Origin of the sequence: Runella zeae DSM 19591 (assembly GCF_000423565.1) — a bacterium.
Classification (GTDB): Bacteria; Bacteroidota; Bacteroidia; order Cytophagales; family Spirosomataceae; genus Runella; species Runella zeae.
Map to the genome: position 1 here is coordinate 38,222 of NZ_KE384039.1, position 15,084 is coordinate 53,305.

Sequence of the window (15,084 nt, forward strand, 5' to 3'; positions counted from 1 at the left end):
AAAAAATCACAAAAAATCATTTAGAAAGAGCTAAAAGTAAAGTAGCAATAAGCTATAAACGACTTATGCACTTAAATGATAATATCAATAGCCCAAAGGGGGCAAAAAGCGGTTTATTAATTCTTCTTTCATGTTTAACATCATCACTAAGACCATTACACTTCCGGATGGTCGTACTATCACAATTGAAACTGGAAAATTAGCCAGACAAGCCAACGGCTCGGTAGTTGTACGTATGGGCAATACGATGCTGCTGGCGACGGTTGTGTCCAATCCAGAAGCCAGACCTGGTACTGATTTCTTACCATTGTCGGTGGATTACCAAGAGAAATTTGCCTCGGCGGGTCGAATTCCCGGAAGCTTTCAAAAAAGAGAAGGTAAACTCTCTGACCACGAAGTATTGGTGAGTCGTTTGGTAGACCGAGCGCTCCGCCCGATGTTTCCCGACGATTTTTATGCTGATACTCAAGTAAATGTATTTTTGATTTCGGCCGACGCCGAAGTATTACCAGATGCCTTAGCTGCTTTGGCTGCGTCATCGGCTTTAATGATTACGGATATTCCGTTTAATGGTCCCATTTCTGAAGTGAGGGTAGCCAAAATAGACGGGCAGTATATCATCAATCCTCCTACTTCTCAACTCAAAAATGCAACCCTCGACCTTATCGTAGCTGCCTCTGCAAAAGATATTTGTATGGTGGAAGGCGAAATGAGCGAGGCTTCCGAAGAAGAAGTGGTAGAAGCCCTCAAAGCTGCCCATGAGGTGATTAAGATTCAATGTGCAGTGCAGAAAGAATTTGAAGCAGCGGCTGGCAAAACCGAAAAACGACCTTTTGAATATGTGACGCACGATGAAGAATTGCGTCAAAAAGTAAGAGAGGCTTGTTATGACAAAATATATGCCGTTGCTCAGCAAGGCTCAGCCAACAAGCAAGTTCGCAAGGAGGGGTTTAAGGCTGTCATTACAGAATACCTCGAAAAATTCAAAGAAGAAAATCCCGAAACATACGAAGAAAAACTTCCCCTCATAAAGCGTTATTATCACGACTTAGAATGGGAAGCTTCGCGTAGACTCGTGCTTGATGAAAGAAAACGCCTCGACGGAAGAGCGTTGGAGCAGATTCGGCCGATTGAGAGCGAGGTAGATTTCTTACCTGCTCCGCACGGATCGGCACTTTTTACCCGTGGTGAAACCCAATCGCTCACTACCGTGACCTTGGGAACTAAAATGGACGAACAAATCATCGATACAGCGATGGCTTATGGATACGGACGTTTCTTGTTGCATTACAATTTCCCAGGATTCTCTACGGGAGAAGTAAAACCTAACCGTGGACCTGGTCGCCGCGAAGTAGGACACGGCAACTTGGCGCATCGTGCCTTGAAAAAAGTGTTGCCTCCTGATGAAGAAAACCCGTATACAATCCGTATCGTTTCTGATATATTAGAATCAAATGGTTCCTCGTCAATGGCTACTGTATGTGCTGGTACACTCGCACTTATGGATGCAGGGGTGAAGATAAAAGCGCCAGTGGCAGGAATTGCGATGGGATTGATTACTGATGATGCCGGTAAATACGCCATTTTGTCGGATATCCTTGGGGATGAAGACCACTTGGGTGATATGGATTTTAAGGTAACGGGTACCGAAAATGGAATCACGGCTTGTCAGATGGACTTGAAAGTGAATGGACTTTCGTATGAAGTATTGACCGAAGCATTGGCTCAAGCTCGCCGTGGTCGCTTGCATATTTTAGGTGAAATGAAGAAAGCCATCACAGAGCCGCGTGAAGACCTCAAACCTCATGCTCCTCGTGCAGTAGTGATTCAGATTGCTCAAGACCAAATCGGTGCCGTAATCGGGCCAGGTGGTAAGATTGTGCAGGAGATTCAGCGGGTATCTGGTGCTACAGTGACTATCGAAGAGCGCGACAATGCGGGCTTTGTGAGCATATTTGCAACCAACGGCCAAAGCATGGATATCGCTGTGAAGCGTATCAAAGGGATTGTGGCTATTCCAGAAGTAGGCGAAGTCTACACCGGAATCGTAAAAACCATTCAGCCGTTTGGGGCATTTGTGGAGTTTATGCCGGGCAAAGACGGTTTGTTGCATATTTCTGAAATCACTTGGGAACGTCTCGAAACCATGGATGGGGTACTTCAAGTAGGAGAAGAAGTACAAGTGAAATTGGTAGAACACGATAAAAAAACGGGTAAATTCCGACTTTCAAGAAAAGTGCTTTTGTCCAAGCCAGAAGGCTACGTAGAACGACCTCCTCGTGAGGATAGAGGAGACCGTAACGACCGTGGAGAGAGAGGAGACCGCCGCAGGGATGATAACCGCCGTCCTCGGTAAATAGATTTTTGGTTTTTTAACTTAAAAATCCGAGCGTTTTTTAACTTTTAGTCCTCTTTTTTCGTTACCAAATAGAAGTAAACAGCACCAAAGTATAAATAAATGAGACAGCTTAAAATCAGCAAGCAGATTACCAACCGTGAAAGCCAATCACTCGATAAGTATTTACAGGAAATTGGTAAGGTAGATTTGCTCACCCCCGATGAGGAGGTAACTTTGGCGCAACGAATTCGGGAAGGTGATCAGCAAGCATTGGAGCGATTGACAAAAGCAAACTTGCGTTTTGTGGTATCGGTTGCAAAACAATACCAAAACCAAGGTTTGTCGCTTGGTGATTTAATTAATGAAGGAAACTTAGGGCTTATCAAAGCAGCACAGCGTTTTGATGAAACCCGTGGTTTTAAATTCATTTCGTACGCAGTATGGTGGATTCGTCAATCCATCTTGCAGGCTTTGGCCGAGCAGTCCCGTATCGTGCGTCTTCCACTCAACCGTGTAGGATCTCTTAATAAAATCTCAAAGACCTTTTCGGATCTTGAGCAGAAATTTGAACGTGAACCTTCGCCCGAGGAATTGGCCGAAGTACTCGATATTTCTGCCAATGAGGTCGTAGATACCCTTAAAATCTCCGGGCGCCACGTTTCCATGGATGCTCCTTTCGTGCAAGGTGAAGAAAATAGCCTTCTCGACGTACTCGAAAACGACATGGAGGAGAAGCCAGATCAAGGGCTTATCAATGATTCGCTTAGAAAAGAAGTAGCGCGTGCGCTTTCTACGCTTACTCAACGTGAATCAGATGTGATTGCCTTGTATTTTGGCTTGAACGGCGAGCACCCAATGACCCTAGAAGAAATAGGGGAAAAATTTAATCTTACTCGTGAAAGGGTACGCCAAATCAAAGAAAAAGCGATTCGCCGTTTGCGTCATACCTCACGTAGCAAAGCCCTCAAAACTTATTTAGGGTAAATTTTTTGGTAAAAAACACGAAGGGGGTTGTCTCGCAAAGACAACCCCTTCTTGCTTTTTAAGGAATTGAAAACTAACTACATTGATTTTTAGCGTTGGTTCATTTTTTTTGCTCACTTTCTCAAAACTTAACCCCTTTAATTCTCGCAAGGGTGATAGACTTTTTGGTTATTGGAATATTTACAATTATTTCTGGGTTTGTTTTCAGAGGGTTACATCCTTATTGGAAACAATATGAAAACAGATTAGCCTCGAAAAAGGGTAGTAAAATAGATAATAATCTTGAAAAGAGATTTGATAAAAATCCGAATAGATGTTAATCGTAGTGGTGAGCCGCAAGTAACAATTAACTAAGCATCATGGAAGAAAGCAAGTAGAAAAAAATGACAGTATGGGATATTGTAGAAAGCAAGGTTAAATTCCAGAAAATTGAAAGGTATTTCAACCTAATAAAAACGCCCTTTGCTAAAATTTGGCAAAGGGCGTTGATTAACAGAAGCTTGTCTTAAAACTCACGGTGGTGAGTTTCTTCATATAAACGATCTTCGGGAAGATTTTTGAAGTATTCGTAAGTGATTTTTAAGCCTTCTGCTCTTGATACTTTTGGCTCCCAACCCAAAATTTGCTTCGCCAATGTAATATCTGGTTGACGCTGTTTTGGATCGTCTTGGGGGAGAGGTTTGTAGATTACTTTTTGAGTAGTTCCAGTAAGTTTGATAATTTCTTCAGCAAACTGTCCAATGGTGATTTCGGCTGGGTTTCCAACGTTGACAGGCATTGCATAATCGCTCATAAGAAGGCGATAGATACCTTCGACCAAGTCATCGACATAGCAGAAAGAGCGGGTTTGTGAACCATCACCAAATACCGTAAGGTCTTCTCCACGCAATGCTTGACCGATGAAGGCCGGTAATACCCGCCCGTCGTTCAGACGCATACGAGGTCCGTAGGTATTGAAGATACGTACGATACGTGTCTCTACTCCGTGGTGGCGGTGGTAAGCCATCGTGATCGCTTCTTGGAAGCGCTTGGCTTCGTCGTAGCATCCACGCAATCCTACTGGATTGACATGCCCCCAGTATTCTTCATTTTGGGGGTGTACGAGTGGGTCGCCATATACCTCAGACGTAGAGGCCACCAAGATACGGGCTCCTTTGGCTTTGGCAAGTCCAAGACAGTTTTGAGTACCCAACGACCCTACTTTAAGGGTCTGAATAGGGATTTTTAAGTAGTCAATGGGGCTAGCAGGAGAGGCAAAGTTGAGAATATAATGCAGCTCACCGTCAATGACAATGTGTTTGGAAATATCATGGTGAATAAACTCAAATTTGGGATTTGAACGCAAATGCTCTATGTTGCGCAAATCGCCCGTGATGAGGTTGTCCATTCCAATGACATAAAAACCCTCTGCAATGAATCTATCGCATAAGTGCGATCCTAAAAAGCCTGCTGCGCCTGTAATTAAGACTCTTTTCATGTATCAATTATCAATTTATCATTTATCAAAACTGGGTAGCTACCAAAGCTACAACAAACCTACACTGATGAAGCTGAGTAGCTTACTGGGTGACGGTTTCGCGTCCGATTGAATAGTAAGTGAAACCTAATTCTTTCATTTGATCCAATTCGTACACATTACGGCCATCAAAAATAACTTTATTTTTCATCAATAACGCCATTTTTTCAAATTCGGGCGTACGGAATTGGGGCCATTCAGTGAAAATCATCAATGCATCGGCGTCATCTAAGGCAGCATAAGGTGTATGGGCATAAGTGATTTTGTTGCCAAATACATGATTTTTGACGTTTTCCATCCCTTCTGGATCGTAGGCAATCACTTTGGCACCTTCTTCAAGCAAAATCTTGATATTTTCTAAGGCTGGTGCTTCGCGAATATCGTCGGTATAAGGTTTAAAAGAAAGTCCCCACACGGCGATGGTTTTTCCTTGGAGCTCCCCATCAAAATGCTTTCTAACTAAAGGAAGCATCTTGGTTTTTTGGAGTTCATTCACTTCCATTACTGACTTCAAAACCTTGAAATCATAGTTATACTCTTCCGAGGTTTTTGCCAATGCCTGTACGTCTTTAGGGAAGCAGCTTCCGCCGTAGCCAATACCGGCAAACAAGAAACGTTTACCAATACGGCTGTCAGTGCCAATACCTTTACGTACATTGTCTACGTCGGCACCGGCAAGTTCGCACAGGTTGGCGATTTCGTTCATAAACGTAATTTTCATGGCCAAAAACGAGTTAGCAGCATATTTGGTCATTTCGGCTGAGCGTTCGTCCATGAAAATAACGGGATTGCCTTGGCGTACTAGCGGTGCGTATAGCTTTTCCATTACTTTCTTTGCTTTTTCTGAACGTGTCCCGATCACCACGCGGTCGGGTTTCATGAAGTCCTCGACGGCTACACCTTCCCGTAAAAACTCAGGATTTGAGACCACATCGAAATCTACTTTGGCGTTTTTGGCGACAGCAGCGTAGACTTTCTCGGCTGTACCCACGGGTACGGTGCTCTTGTCAACAATCACCGCATATTCCTCCATGATGTTTCCTAGGTCGTCTGCCACTTTCAAAATATACTTCAAATCAGCCGAACCGTCTTCGCCCGGAGGCGTTGGCAAAGCTAAGAATATAACTTCTGCATCTTTAATACCTTCTGCAAGGTTGGTTGTGAATTTTAGGCGGCCTTCGGCTACGTTGCGGTGGAAAAGAACATCGAGGCCTGGCTCGTAAATGGGAATAACACTGTTGTTGAGTTTTTCAACTTTTTTTACATCGATGTCGATACAAGTTACCTGAATCCCGGTTTCAGAGAAACAAGTACCCGTCACAAGTCCTACATATCCAGTTCCTACTACTGCTATTTTCATGCCTTTATATGATGATTTGGTTAGTAATCTAATAATTTATTGAAAAAGTCTAAAATTGTATTTTTTTGAGTCCATACAAATCGCCCCAAAATTAGAAGAATTTTGTCAAACCCTCTAAACCAAACACATATTTGTCATACTACTAATGATTTTACGGTGAATACGCCATTTTTTCTAAAAAAAATAGTATTACAAAATAGTTGTTGTGACAAATTTTTTCTATCTTTTGTAATACTTTAAGAAATACTTGAGGCACTAAATCTTTGGATAACAAAATTTCCCCCTTCATCGCTGTTGGGATTACTTTCCAAACCTTGGCATAGTCGTTGTATTTTCATAAATTAGGAATATATAGTCAACAACGAAAACCAATCTATTTTACATCCATGATTACGGAAATTGTAGAAAATCAAGAATTGATTGCACAGTCTGTGCGCGATTTTGCCCTTAAAATGATTAAACCCTACGTACGAGAGTGGGACGAAAAGCAGTATTTTCCTGTGGAGGTGTTTCATCAGTTAGGAGAATTAGGTATAATGGGAGTGCTAGTACCCGAGCAGTACGGTGGTGCAGGGCTGGGATACCGAGAATATGTGACGGCGATTGTCGAATTGAGTAAAGTAGATCCCTCGATTGGGCTTTCTATGGCGGCTCACAATTCGCTCTGTACCAATCACATATTGATGTTTGGAAATGAATCACAAAAACAAAAATATTTGCCTAAACTTGCCTCTGGTGAGTGGATTGGAGCGTGGGGCTTGACAGAACCCAATACGGGCTCGGATGCGGGCAATATGCGTACAGTGGCCGTCAAAGAAGGGGAGTATTGGGTACTCAATGGTGCCAAAAATTTTATTACACACGGCAAAAGTGGTAACGTGGCCGTGGTGATTGCTCGCACGGGAGCAGTAGGCGATAAGCGCGGGGCTACGGCGTTTGTGGTAGAGCGTGGTACTACGGGATTTGTGGCAGGCAAAAAAGAGGATAAACTTGGAATGAGAGCTTCCGAAACTGCCGAGATGATTTTTCAGGATTGCCGTGTTCATGAGAGTCAAGTATTGGGCGAAGTAGGGGAGGGATTTGTGCAGTCGTTGAAAATCCTTGATGGTGGTCGGATTTCGATTGCTGCCTTGAGCTTAGGAACGGCGCTGGGCGCTTTTGAAGCGGCATTGGCCTACTCTAAAGAAAGAGAACAATTCGGTAAGCCTATTTCGCAGTTTCAAAGTATTGCTTTCAAATTGGCTGATATGTATACCGAAATAGAAGCAGCAAAATTGCTTATTTATGATGCGGCTGATCGCAAAGATAGGGGTGAGAAGGTGACTTTACAGAGTGCCACTGCCAAATATTATGCTTCAGAAGTGTCAGTAAGAGTAGCCAATGAAGCCGTACAGATTTTTGGAGGATATGGTTTTACCAAAGATTTTCCGGTAGAGAAATTTTACCGTGATTGCAAACTCTGCACGATTGGAGAAGGAACGAGCGAAATTCAAAAGTTGGTGATTTCGCGAGAAATTTTGAAATAAGGAAAGAAACAAAAAGGGCGGAGAATCTCTCCGCCCTGACTTGATATGAATTAATCTGGTGTACCGTCGTCGGCGATATTGGGTTCGAGCGTATCAATCAAAGCATTTTCATCTTCACTGACTTTGGCTCGGATTTTGGCCTCAATTTCTTCTGTCAGCTCAGGGTTGTCTTTGAGTAGTTGTTTTACAGCGTCACGACCCTGTGAGAGGCGGTTGCCATCGTAGCTAAACCAAGAACCTGATTTTTTAACAATCTCTAACTCAACAGCCAAATCGATAATTTCGCCTACTTTAGAGATGCCTTCGCCGTACATGATGTCAAATTCCACCACTTTAAAGGGAGGAGCTAATTTGTTTTTTACCACTTTTACTTTGGTACGGTTTCCGGTGATATTGTCGGCACTTTCTTTGATTTGACCAATCCGACGAATATCCAAACGTACCGAAGCATAATACTTGAGTGCGTTACCTCCCGTAGTGGTTTCGGGACTGCCAAACATAACCCCGATTTTGTCGCGCAATTGGTTGATAAAAATGCAGCAACAGTTGGTACGGTTGATAACCCCTGTTAATTTACGCAGTGCTTGCGACATCAAGCGGGCTTGTAGACCCATTTTACTGTCACCCATTTCTCCTTCGATTTCGGCTTTAGGGACAAGGGCCGCTACTGAGTCAATCACAATGATGTCAATGGCACCCGACGAAATCAAATGTTCGGCGATTTCGAGGGCTTGCTCACCGTTGTCGGGTTGTGAAATAAGAAGGTTTTGGGTGTCGATTCCTAATTTTTGGGCATAGACACGATCAAAGGCGTGCTCCGCATCAATAAACGCAGCCAATCCTCCTGCTTTTTGTGCTTCGGCAATACAATGCATGGCGAGGGTGGTTTTCCCAGATGATTCAGGGCCATAAACTTCCACGACACGTCCGCGAGGTAACCCCCCGATTCCCAATGCTAGATCGAGGCCTACTGAGCCAGTAGAGATGACTTCTACGTCCATTACTTTGGTGTCACTCAGACGCATTACAGTACCTTTACCATAGGCTTTGTCTAGCTTTTCAAGGGTGGTTTGCAGGGCTTTAAATTTTTGTTCTTTGTTGTCGGCCATTTTGTTTAATTAATTACTTACCTAAAAATATTAGATTAGTGAAAGAGAGATGCTATTCGTTATTGGGAAGCATTATTTACATGGGCTGTTAATACTCATTAAGTCCTTTAACGACTAACTGAAGGGACATCCTTCATAGGGGTAAAATTACGGTTTTTGTATGAGTTTACCAAGTGTTTTTTTGAACAAAATTTGGCGTTTAGAGGGTTTATTTTTTATAAAAATAAAAAGAAATAAAGGGGGGATTTAGGAATGAACATTTACCCTGATACTCCCCAAATGTACTTCGTCGAAGAAGGGATACAGGTGGTAGCTTAACACTTATTTTCTCAAAATCTTGGGGGGATAGGTATTACTTTTGCGGCAATTAGCGTACCTTTGCACTCGGAAACACAAGCAAGTTCTTTTCCTTGCTGCTTATTTGCACAAACTCTCAGGACTGAATGTTAAGTCGAAGACATCTTCGTATAAAGGTATTACAATCCCTTTATGCACTTCAAGCTGCCCGTGAGGCAGACTATCAATTGGCCGTAGATTTCATAGTGGAGTCGTTTAAGCCAGACCTCAATTCTATGACTCCCCAAGATCCAGTAAAGCTGGAAGGTATGCGCAAAATTACTACGATGCTTTTAGAAGAAAACTATCGTAGTGGGGATATTTCAAAAGATGAAGACGCGCCTGCTGAAGCAATCGTAACGGCCAAAAATGCCCTAAAATACTATCAAGACCTTTATCGAAAAGATAAGCAGCGGATTGCCCGGCAACTTACTCCTGAGGTAGAAGCGATTTATAATTCGTACTTATTGTTGTTGCAGCTATTCATTGAGCTAGGTAGCTTATCTCAAGCCGAGCGTGAGCGCCAATACGACGATCCAGATAGTAATCCTTTGGCCAAATTGGCGGGTTTTGATACAAATCAAGTGGTAGTTGCCCTTACCCAAAGTACGGTTTTACAAGATGAATTTATTCGTCGCGGCATCACCTGGGGAGAGCATGCTACTGGGCTGGTACGTAAGCTTTTTAGGGAGGTTTTTCGGCAAGATGAGGTGTATCGTGCTTATTGTGCGCAGAAAAAACATACCATCGAAGAAGACCAGCAGTTGATGCAACATGCCCTGAAAGAAGTGATTCTGAAAAACGAAGAAGTTATCAATTTCTTTGAATTGAATGACTTATATTGGAGCGAAAATGGGGATTTGGCGCGTAAGATGACCAATAAAACCCTAAAATCAGCCACGGAGCCAGAGGGTGTTCAGCTTTCACCACTGACCGACGATTGGGAAGAAGATCGTTATTTTATGGAAGAGCTGTTTGAGCAAACCGTGACCCGAAACGATGAATATGAGCAGCTTGTGGCAGAGCCACTCAAAAACTGGGATTTGGAACGATTGGCACCGATGGATTATTTAATCCTGAAAATGAGTGTTTCGGAGATGGTCAACTTCCCTGGCATCCCCGTAAAAGTGACCATCAATGAGGCAATTGAAATAGCAAAAGAATATAGTACGCCAAAAAGTGGTAAATTTGTGAACGGAATTTTGGATACACTTTCCAAAAAACTTGTCAAAGAAGGAAAAGTGCGTAAGAGTGGAAGAGGGCTTCTGGACAACAAATAGGCCAAGCAAAACATATTTTAAATAAAAACTAGTAATCACAGGATTACAAGAAAACATTCCAAGACATGAGCAATTCATCAAGAACATTAGTAGCTTTTTTGGCTGGAGTAGCTACAGGAGCTGCCATTGGGGTATTGTATGCCCCCGAAAAGGGAGAAATCACTCGTGACAAACTGTCGTATCGACTTTCAAAATACCGTGAGCAACTGCAAGGGTTGATTTCTGACTTGTTAGAAGGAAAAGATTTGCCAGAAAGTTTGGCCAAAACCGAAGGCCAAAAAGTAGTAACCGACGCACGTGAAAAAGCAGAACGCCTGCTCGAAGATGTGGATCGTCTGATGGCTCAAATCAAAAAACAAACCGTATAAAACTACTTGCCCTCGTGTATCATACGCGAGGGCATCGTTATTTTCGTATAAAAAAGGTATATCTTAAGCTTTTTAGTTTTGCTCACTTAAATTATCCCTAAAAAATTAGATCAAAATGCGGATTCTTTTTTTTATCCTTGTAAGTGTTGCTTTGTTTTCGTGCGGTAGCAATCAAGACAAAACTGCTACCAACAATATGGATGATAAACTCCCAAAATTTGAGTTTGCTGAAGATATAAAAAATTTTGATTTTGGGACTGTCAAAGAAGGACAGGAAGTAGAACACCGATTCAAATTTAAGAATGTGGGTGATTTTCCGCTGATTATCAATAATGTAAGTGCTTCTTGTGGTTGTACCATTCCTCAATGGCCCCGCGAACCAATCGGCCCCGGAGAAGAAGAGTCTATTTTGGTACATTTTAATAGCAAAGGTAAAGAAGGACAGCAGTTAAAAACGGTGACTATTTTTGCCAATACCAATCCCGCTACTAGCGAAATTCAGTTTAAAGCCAATGTGGTCGCTACCAAAGACTCAACCGCTACCCCCTAACATTGTATTTTTAATAACCTAATCCTGTTTATTTGATTGAGTAAAACTCAACCAACTGATTCAAAACAATCAATTTTTATGCAAACTATTCTTTTACAAGCCCAAGGAGGGCAGGCATCTATGATATACCAACTTGTTCTTTGGGCAGGTATCATTGGCGTTTTTTATTTTTTTATGATTCGTCCTCAGCAAAAAAAGCAAAAAGACCAAAAGAAGTTTTTGGAAGAACTTAAAAAAGGAGACGAAATCGTTACGATAGGAGGCTTACATGGTACAGTCGTTTCGGTATATGAAAGTACAGTAACTGTGGAGGTTGACGGTAAAGGAACTAAACTCAAATTTGAAAAATCGTCGATTTCGCGTAAGGTATCTACTCCTGCCGCATAACATGGTAGGTTTAGAAGAAATGGAGAGTATGACTCTCTCATAAGATACTAACCTGTTATTCACATTGGCACAGATTCCTCTCTCGTCACAACCTTCTCGTAGCCGCATTGCTATCTTGTGTATGATTGCGGCTACGATTATTTGGCTCTTCAATGAGCTCAATAAAGATGGCTACACCCTGCAAGTACGCTATCCCATTCATATTACATACAACGACTCATTGTACATTCCTACTACACCGCTTCCCCAAAGCGTAAGTGCGGTATTGGTAGGTAATGGATGGACACTACTGCGAAAATCACTTTCGTTTACGGTACCGCCAGTTTCGTACCCTCTCACCAATCCGCTCGCTACTTCGGTGCTTAATACCAATGCCCTCGTAGCCACGATGCATGAGCAGGTGAAGGATGTTCGTATCTCTAATATAATACTTGACTCAGGGGTATTGGATTTTGAAGAACGAATGATAAAAACCAGCGTGCTGAAAGTAGATAGCCTTGGCCTTAATCTCGCCCCTCGTTTTGTAGTCTCAAGTTTTATTAATCTTAATCCATCAACTGTTACTTTTGATGGCCCTACTTCGTTGATTGTTGATATTCCTGATACCATTGTTGTGAGAGTACCAGCTCAAAAAATTCAGGGGAATTATGATGAAGAACTGCCTATTCGTTATCCCCAATCGCCTTTGTTGAAGGCAAGTGCAGAGCGGGTTTTTGTGAGCTTTGAAGTAGGTGAACTTCTGAGAAATATCAATCCCTCCCCAGCCGTCAAAGCCGCGCAGCCCGCCAAAGAAACATCTTCAAAAAACAAATCAAAAAAGAAGAAATAATGCCAAGCTGCTTTTGAAAAAGCAAGAGTAAGAATGTTGATTTAATCTTCGAGTTCGTTTAAGAAATGGCACTTCAAATCGGAATTACGGGAGGAATTGGCTCTGGCAAAAGTCTGGTTTGTCGAGTGCTTGGGGCATTAGGAGTGCCGGTGTACTCGGCTGATGAGCGTGCTAAGTGGCTTCTCAACCATGATCCTAAACTCCGAAAAACCGTAGAGGCATTGCTAGGAAACGAAGCCTACACTGCTGAAGGTAGCTACAACCGTCAATGGGTAGCGGGGCGAGTGTTTCAAAATCCCGTGCTTTTGCGGGAACTCAATGCCGTAGTGCATCCGCGTGTGGGTGAAGATACTTTACAATGGATGCAAACCCACCAAAATGCTCCTTATGTTGTGAAGGAGGCGGCTATTATGAGCAAAGCTGGCAGCAACAATTCTTTGGATAAAGTGGTGGTAGTACAAGCACCTGTGGATTTGCGAGTCAAAAGAGTACAACAGCGCGACCCACATCGCTCCGAAACCGAAATCAGAGACATTATCAATCGACAAGTATCGGAAGAAGAACGATTGAAAATCGCTGATTTTGTGATTCAGAATGATGAGCAACAACTGCTTTTGCCCCAAATATGGCAGTTGCACGAGCTATTTTCGCAACAGAAATAACGACGCTCAAACTACCCTAAGCATCTCTCCGCTTTTTCTTATTCTTCCAAAATTCAAATTTCCTAGAAACGTAAATGCTTTTTATTTGGTTAAAAAAGTAGCTAAAACTACATAGCCAAATCTGAAAAACAACGAAAATATACATGAAAGCTATTGGATTTAAAACATCGCTACCTATTGGCGAGCAAGAAAGTTTTATCGCTTTTGAAACCGAAGTTCCCACACCTCAAGCGCACGATTTATTGGTGAAAGTACAGGCGGTGAGTGTCAATCCTGTTGATTACAAAATCCGCCAAAACAGCGCCAAAGATGTGGTTTTGGATACCCCAAAAGTCATAGGCTGGGATGCGGTGGGAATTGTAGAAGAAGTAGGTGACGCGGTGACTTTATTCAAAAAAGGCGATGAAGTTTATTATGCTGGAGATATTACTAGGCCAGGGAGCAATGCTGAGTATCAGTTGATTGACGAACGTATAGTGGGACGAAAACCCAAAAACTTGAACGTGGCTGAGGCGGCAGTGATTCCTCTAACGGGACTGACGGCTTGGGAAATCCTCTTTGACCGGATGAGGATTAGTACCGAAAAAGACAAAGGTAAATCGCTTTTGATTATTGGAGGGGCAGGGGGCATGGGCTCAATCGCCATTCAATTAGCAAAAAAAGTCGCTGGACTTACTGTCATTGCTACGGCATCGCGGCCCGAAACGATAGAATGGTGTAAAAAAATGGGCGCAGATGTGGTAGTAAATCACCAAGATTTGGTAAATGAAGTGCGCAATGCAGGCTTTCATTATGTTGATTTTATTGCTGATTTTGTAAATACGGGTGCTTATTGGGATGCTATGGTGGAGCTTATCAAACCTCAGGGGCATATTGGATCTATCACAGCAAGCAGTGAACCTGTAGCTCTCAACAAATTGAAAACCAAGAGCGCTAGTTTTTCTTGGGAATATATGTACACCCGAAGCATGTTTCAGACCGAAGATATGATACAACAGCATCATATCCTAAACCAAATCGCCGACCTTATAGAAGCTGATGCTCTTCAATCTACCTTATATCTGACGCTAGAGGGGTTGACGGTGGAGAATTTTAAACAAGCACACCAACTTCTGGAATCAGGTAAAACCATCGGAAAAGTGGCAATTACTTTTTGAGCAAAAAAAGAGTGAGTTTTATTGAATTGGCCTGTCAAACAACCTTTTTGTTTGGCAGGTTATTTTTTTATTTATCTGATAATTACTGTTCGCCTTTAATAAACTTTTCCAACAAAGGAACAATTTCGGGAGAGCCGGGGCGGGGAGCCGCCGTTGACTGTAGCCGATAAATTGGCGCGGGCAAAGCCCAAACCTTAGGCTGCCGCCGTAAAGGTCAAGGTATGTTCGTTTATATAATTTTCCTAATAAAATTTCGTCTGAGTGAGCAGTAATTTACGCGCTTTAACATGGTCATCCCTATGCAGGTTGAATATGGCCTGTCGGCTTCCAAAATACCCGTATGTGACTAGTGTCTACTTTAGATTTGGCTTTGGCAAGGTCGTAATTTTCCTGCACCTTTAGCCAAAATTCTGCTGTCGTATTGGGGAATGCTGTGCCCAAGCGGATGGCCATTTCGGGCGTTACGCTCTGCTTGCCATTGATAATTGAGGACAAGGTTTTACGGGTCGTACCTAAGCCCTCGGCTACTTCCGCAACTGTTAATCTTTGTCCTGTTTCTTCGCGTAACCCTTCGATGGTTTCGCGGATTAATTCTCCTGGGTGGGCGGGGTCAAATAGTGCCATAGTTTTGCTCTTTTAATGTAACATGCCACGTGTCAATGTGTTTATTTGAGGCTGTGTA

Annotated in this window: 14 protein-coding genes; 10 read left to right on the top strand and 4 right to left on the bottom strand. The window is 42.7% G+C overall.

The window, feature by feature from the left end:
- The first annotated feature begins 130 nt into the window (after window positions 1-130).
- Together pnp and G563_RS0124940 are read left to right on the top strand one after the other, a co-directional pair.
- Window positions 131-2,356: a polyribonucleotide nucleotidyltransferase gene (gene pnp, locus G563_RS0124935; protein WP_028667723.1), complete on the top strand. Its 2,226-nt coding sequence runs from the start codon at window positions 131-133 to the stop codon at window positions 2,354-2,356.
- A 102-nt stretch (window positions 2,357-2,458) separates the two neighbouring features.
- Complete coding sequence (locus G563_RS0124940; protein ID WP_013930257.1) at window positions 2,459-3,322, top strand: sigma-70 family RNA polymerase sigma factor; 864 nt, start codon at window positions 2,459-2,461, stop codon at window positions 3,320-3,322.
- Between the two features lie 505 nt (window positions 3,323-3,827).
- Here the strand turns inward: G563_RS0124940 and G563_RS0124945 are convergent.
- Both G563_RS0124945 and G563_RS0124950 read right to left on the bottom strand, forming a co-directional pair.
- Window positions 3,828-4,799 carry a UDP-glucuronic acid decarboxylase family protein gene (locus G563_RS0124945; RefSeq protein ID WP_028667724.1) on the bottom strand — a complete coding sequence of 324 codons (972 nt, stop codon included), beginning with the start codon at window positions 4,797-4,799 and terminating at the stop codon, window positions 3,828-3,830.
- 82 nt (window positions 4,800-4,881) lie between these two features.
- Complete coding sequence (locus tag G563_RS0124950) at window positions 4,882-6,198, bottom strand: UDP-glucose dehydrogenase family protein (protein WP_028667725.1); 1,317 nt, start codon at window positions 6,196-6,198, stop codon at window positions 4,882-4,884.
- A gap of 386 nt (window positions 6,199-6,584) precedes the next feature.
- Here G563_RS0124950 and G563_RS0124960 point away from each other — a divergent pair, with 386 nt between their 5' ends.
- A complete protein-coding gene (locus tag G563_RS0124960) occupies window positions 6,585-7,724 on the top strand; it encodes an acyl-CoA dehydrogenase family protein (RefSeq protein ID WP_028667726.1) in 1,140 nt (379 codons plus the stop codon).
- Window positions 7,725-7,774: 50 nt separating this feature from the next.
- On the opposite strand, the gene recA is transcribed toward G563_RS0124960, so the two are convergent.
- Window positions 7,775-8,833: a recombinase RecA gene (recA, locus tag G563_RS0124965; RefSeq protein WP_028667727.1), complete on the bottom strand. Its 1,059-nt coding sequence runs from the start codon at window positions 8,831-8,833 to the stop codon at window positions 7,775-7,777.
- Window positions 8,834-9,276: 443 nt separating this feature from the next.
- Between recA and nusB the strand changes: the two genes are divergently transcribed.
- The 7 genes from nusB (at window position 9,277) to G563_RS0125005 (ending at window position 14,402) form a co-directional block, all read left to right on the top strand.
- Window positions 9,277-10,449, top strand: a complete 1,173-nt coding sequence (gene nusB / locus G563_RS0124970) for a transcription antitermination factor NusB (protein WP_028667728.1) — start codon at window positions 9,277-9,279, stop codon at window positions 10,447-10,449.
- A 65-nt stretch (window positions 10,450-10,514) separates the two neighbouring features.
- Window positions 10,515-10,817 carry a YtxH domain-containing protein gene (locus tag G563_RS0124975; RefSeq protein ID WP_028667729.1) on the top strand — a complete coding sequence of 101 codons (303 nt, stop codon included), beginning with the start codon at window positions 10,515-10,517 and terminating at the stop codon, window positions 10,815-10,817.
- A 115-nt stretch (window positions 10,818-10,932) separates the two neighbouring features.
- Window positions 10,933-11,367 carry a DUF1573 domain-containing protein gene (locus G563_RS0124980; RefSeq protein WP_037328173.1) on the top strand — a complete coding sequence of 145 codons (435 nt, stop codon included), beginning with the start codon at window positions 10,933-10,935 and terminating at the stop codon, window positions 11,365-11,367.
- Between the two features lie 78 nt (window positions 11,368-11,445).
- Window positions 11,446-11,754 (top strand): preprotein translocase subunit YajC, encoded by a 309-nt coding sequence (gene yajC / locus G563_RS0124985; protein WP_028667731.1) that lies wholly within the window; start codon window positions 11,446-11,448, stop codon window positions 11,752-11,754.
- 64 nt (window positions 11,755-11,818) lie between these two features.
- Complete coding sequence (locus G563_RS35845; protein WP_037328176.1) at window positions 11,819-12,583, top strand: YbbR-like domain-containing protein; 765 nt, start codon at window positions 11,819-11,821, stop codon at window positions 12,581-12,583.
- A 65-nt stretch (window positions 12,584-12,648) separates the two neighbouring features.
- The gene (coaE, locus tag G563_RS0124995) at window positions 12,649-13,245 is read left to right on the top strand and encodes a dephospho-CoA kinase (RefSeq protein WP_028667732.1); all 597 of its coding nucleotides are present in this window, start codon (window positions 12,649-12,651) and stop codon (window positions 13,243-13,245) included.
- A gap of 143 nt (window positions 13,246-13,388) precedes the next feature.
- Window positions 13,389-14,402 carry a zinc-binding alcohol dehydrogenase family protein gene (locus tag G563_RS0125005; RefSeq protein WP_028667733.1) on the top strand — a complete coding sequence of 338 codons (1,014 nt, stop codon included), beginning with the start codon at window positions 13,389-13,391 and terminating at the stop codon, window positions 14,400-14,402.
- Between the two features lie 297 nt (window positions 14,403-14,699).
- Here the strand turns inward: G563_RS0125005 and G563_RS0125010 are convergent, their stop codons facing one another.
- Complete coding sequence (locus tag G563_RS0125010; protein ID WP_028667734.1) at window positions 14,700-15,026, bottom strand: HigA family addiction module antitoxin; 327 nt, start codon at window positions 15,024-15,026, stop codon at window positions 14,700-14,702.
- Window positions 15,027-15,084: the final 58 nt, after the last annotated feature.

Excerpts from the sequence above, each read along its gene's own strand:
- G563_RS0125005 (WP_028667733.1), top strand. The coding sequence starts at position 13,389 with ATGAAAGCTATTGGATTTAAAACATCGCTACCTATTGGCGAGCAAGAA.
- G563_RS0124940 (WP_013930257.1), top strand. The coding sequence starts at position 2,459 with ATGAGACAGCTTAAAATCAGCAAGCAGATTACCAACCGTGAAAGCCAA.
- G563_RS0125010 (WP_028667734.1), bottom strand. The coding sequence starts at position 15,026 with ATGGCACTATTTGACCCCGCCCACCCAGGAGAATTAATCCGCGAAACC.
- G563_RS0124980 (WP_037328173.1), top strand. The coding sequence starts at position 10,933 with ATGCGGATTCTTTTTTTTATCCTTGTAAGTGTTGCTTTGTTTTCGTGC.
- G563_RS0124950 (WP_028667725.1), bottom strand. The coding sequence starts at position 6,198 with ATGAAAATAGCAGTAGTAGGAACTGGATATGTAGGACTTGTGACGGGT.
- G563_RS0124975 (WP_028667729.1), top strand. The coding sequence starts at position 10,515 with ATGAGCAATTCATCAAGAACATTAGTAGCTTTTTTGGCTGGAGTAGCT.
- nusB (WP_028667728.1), top strand. The coding sequence starts at position 9,277 with ATGTTAAGTCGAAGACATCTTCGTATAAAGGTATTACAATCCCTTTAT.
- pnp (WP_028667723.1), top strand. The coding sequence starts at position 131 with ATGTTTAACATCATCACTAAGACCATTACACTTCCGGATGGTCGTACT.
- coaE (WP_028667732.1), top strand. The coding sequence starts at position 12,649 with ATGGCACTTCAAATCGGAATTACGGGAGGAATTGGCTCTGGCAAAAGT.
- yajC (WP_028667731.1), top strand. The coding sequence starts at position 11,446 with ATGCAAACTATTCTTTTACAAGCCCAAGGAGGGCAGGCATCTATGATA.
- G563_RS0124945 (WP_028667724.1), bottom strand. The coding sequence starts at position 4,799 with ATGAAAAGAGTCTTAATTACAGGCGCAGCAGGCTTTTTAGGATCGCAC.
- G563_RS0124960 (WP_028667726.1), top strand. The coding sequence starts at position 6,585 with ATGATTACGGAAATTGTAGAAAATCAAGAATTGATTGCACAGTCTGTG.
- recA (WP_028667727.1), bottom strand. The coding sequence starts at position 8,833 with ATGGCCGACAACAAAGAACAAAAATTTAAAGCCCTGCAAACCACCCTT.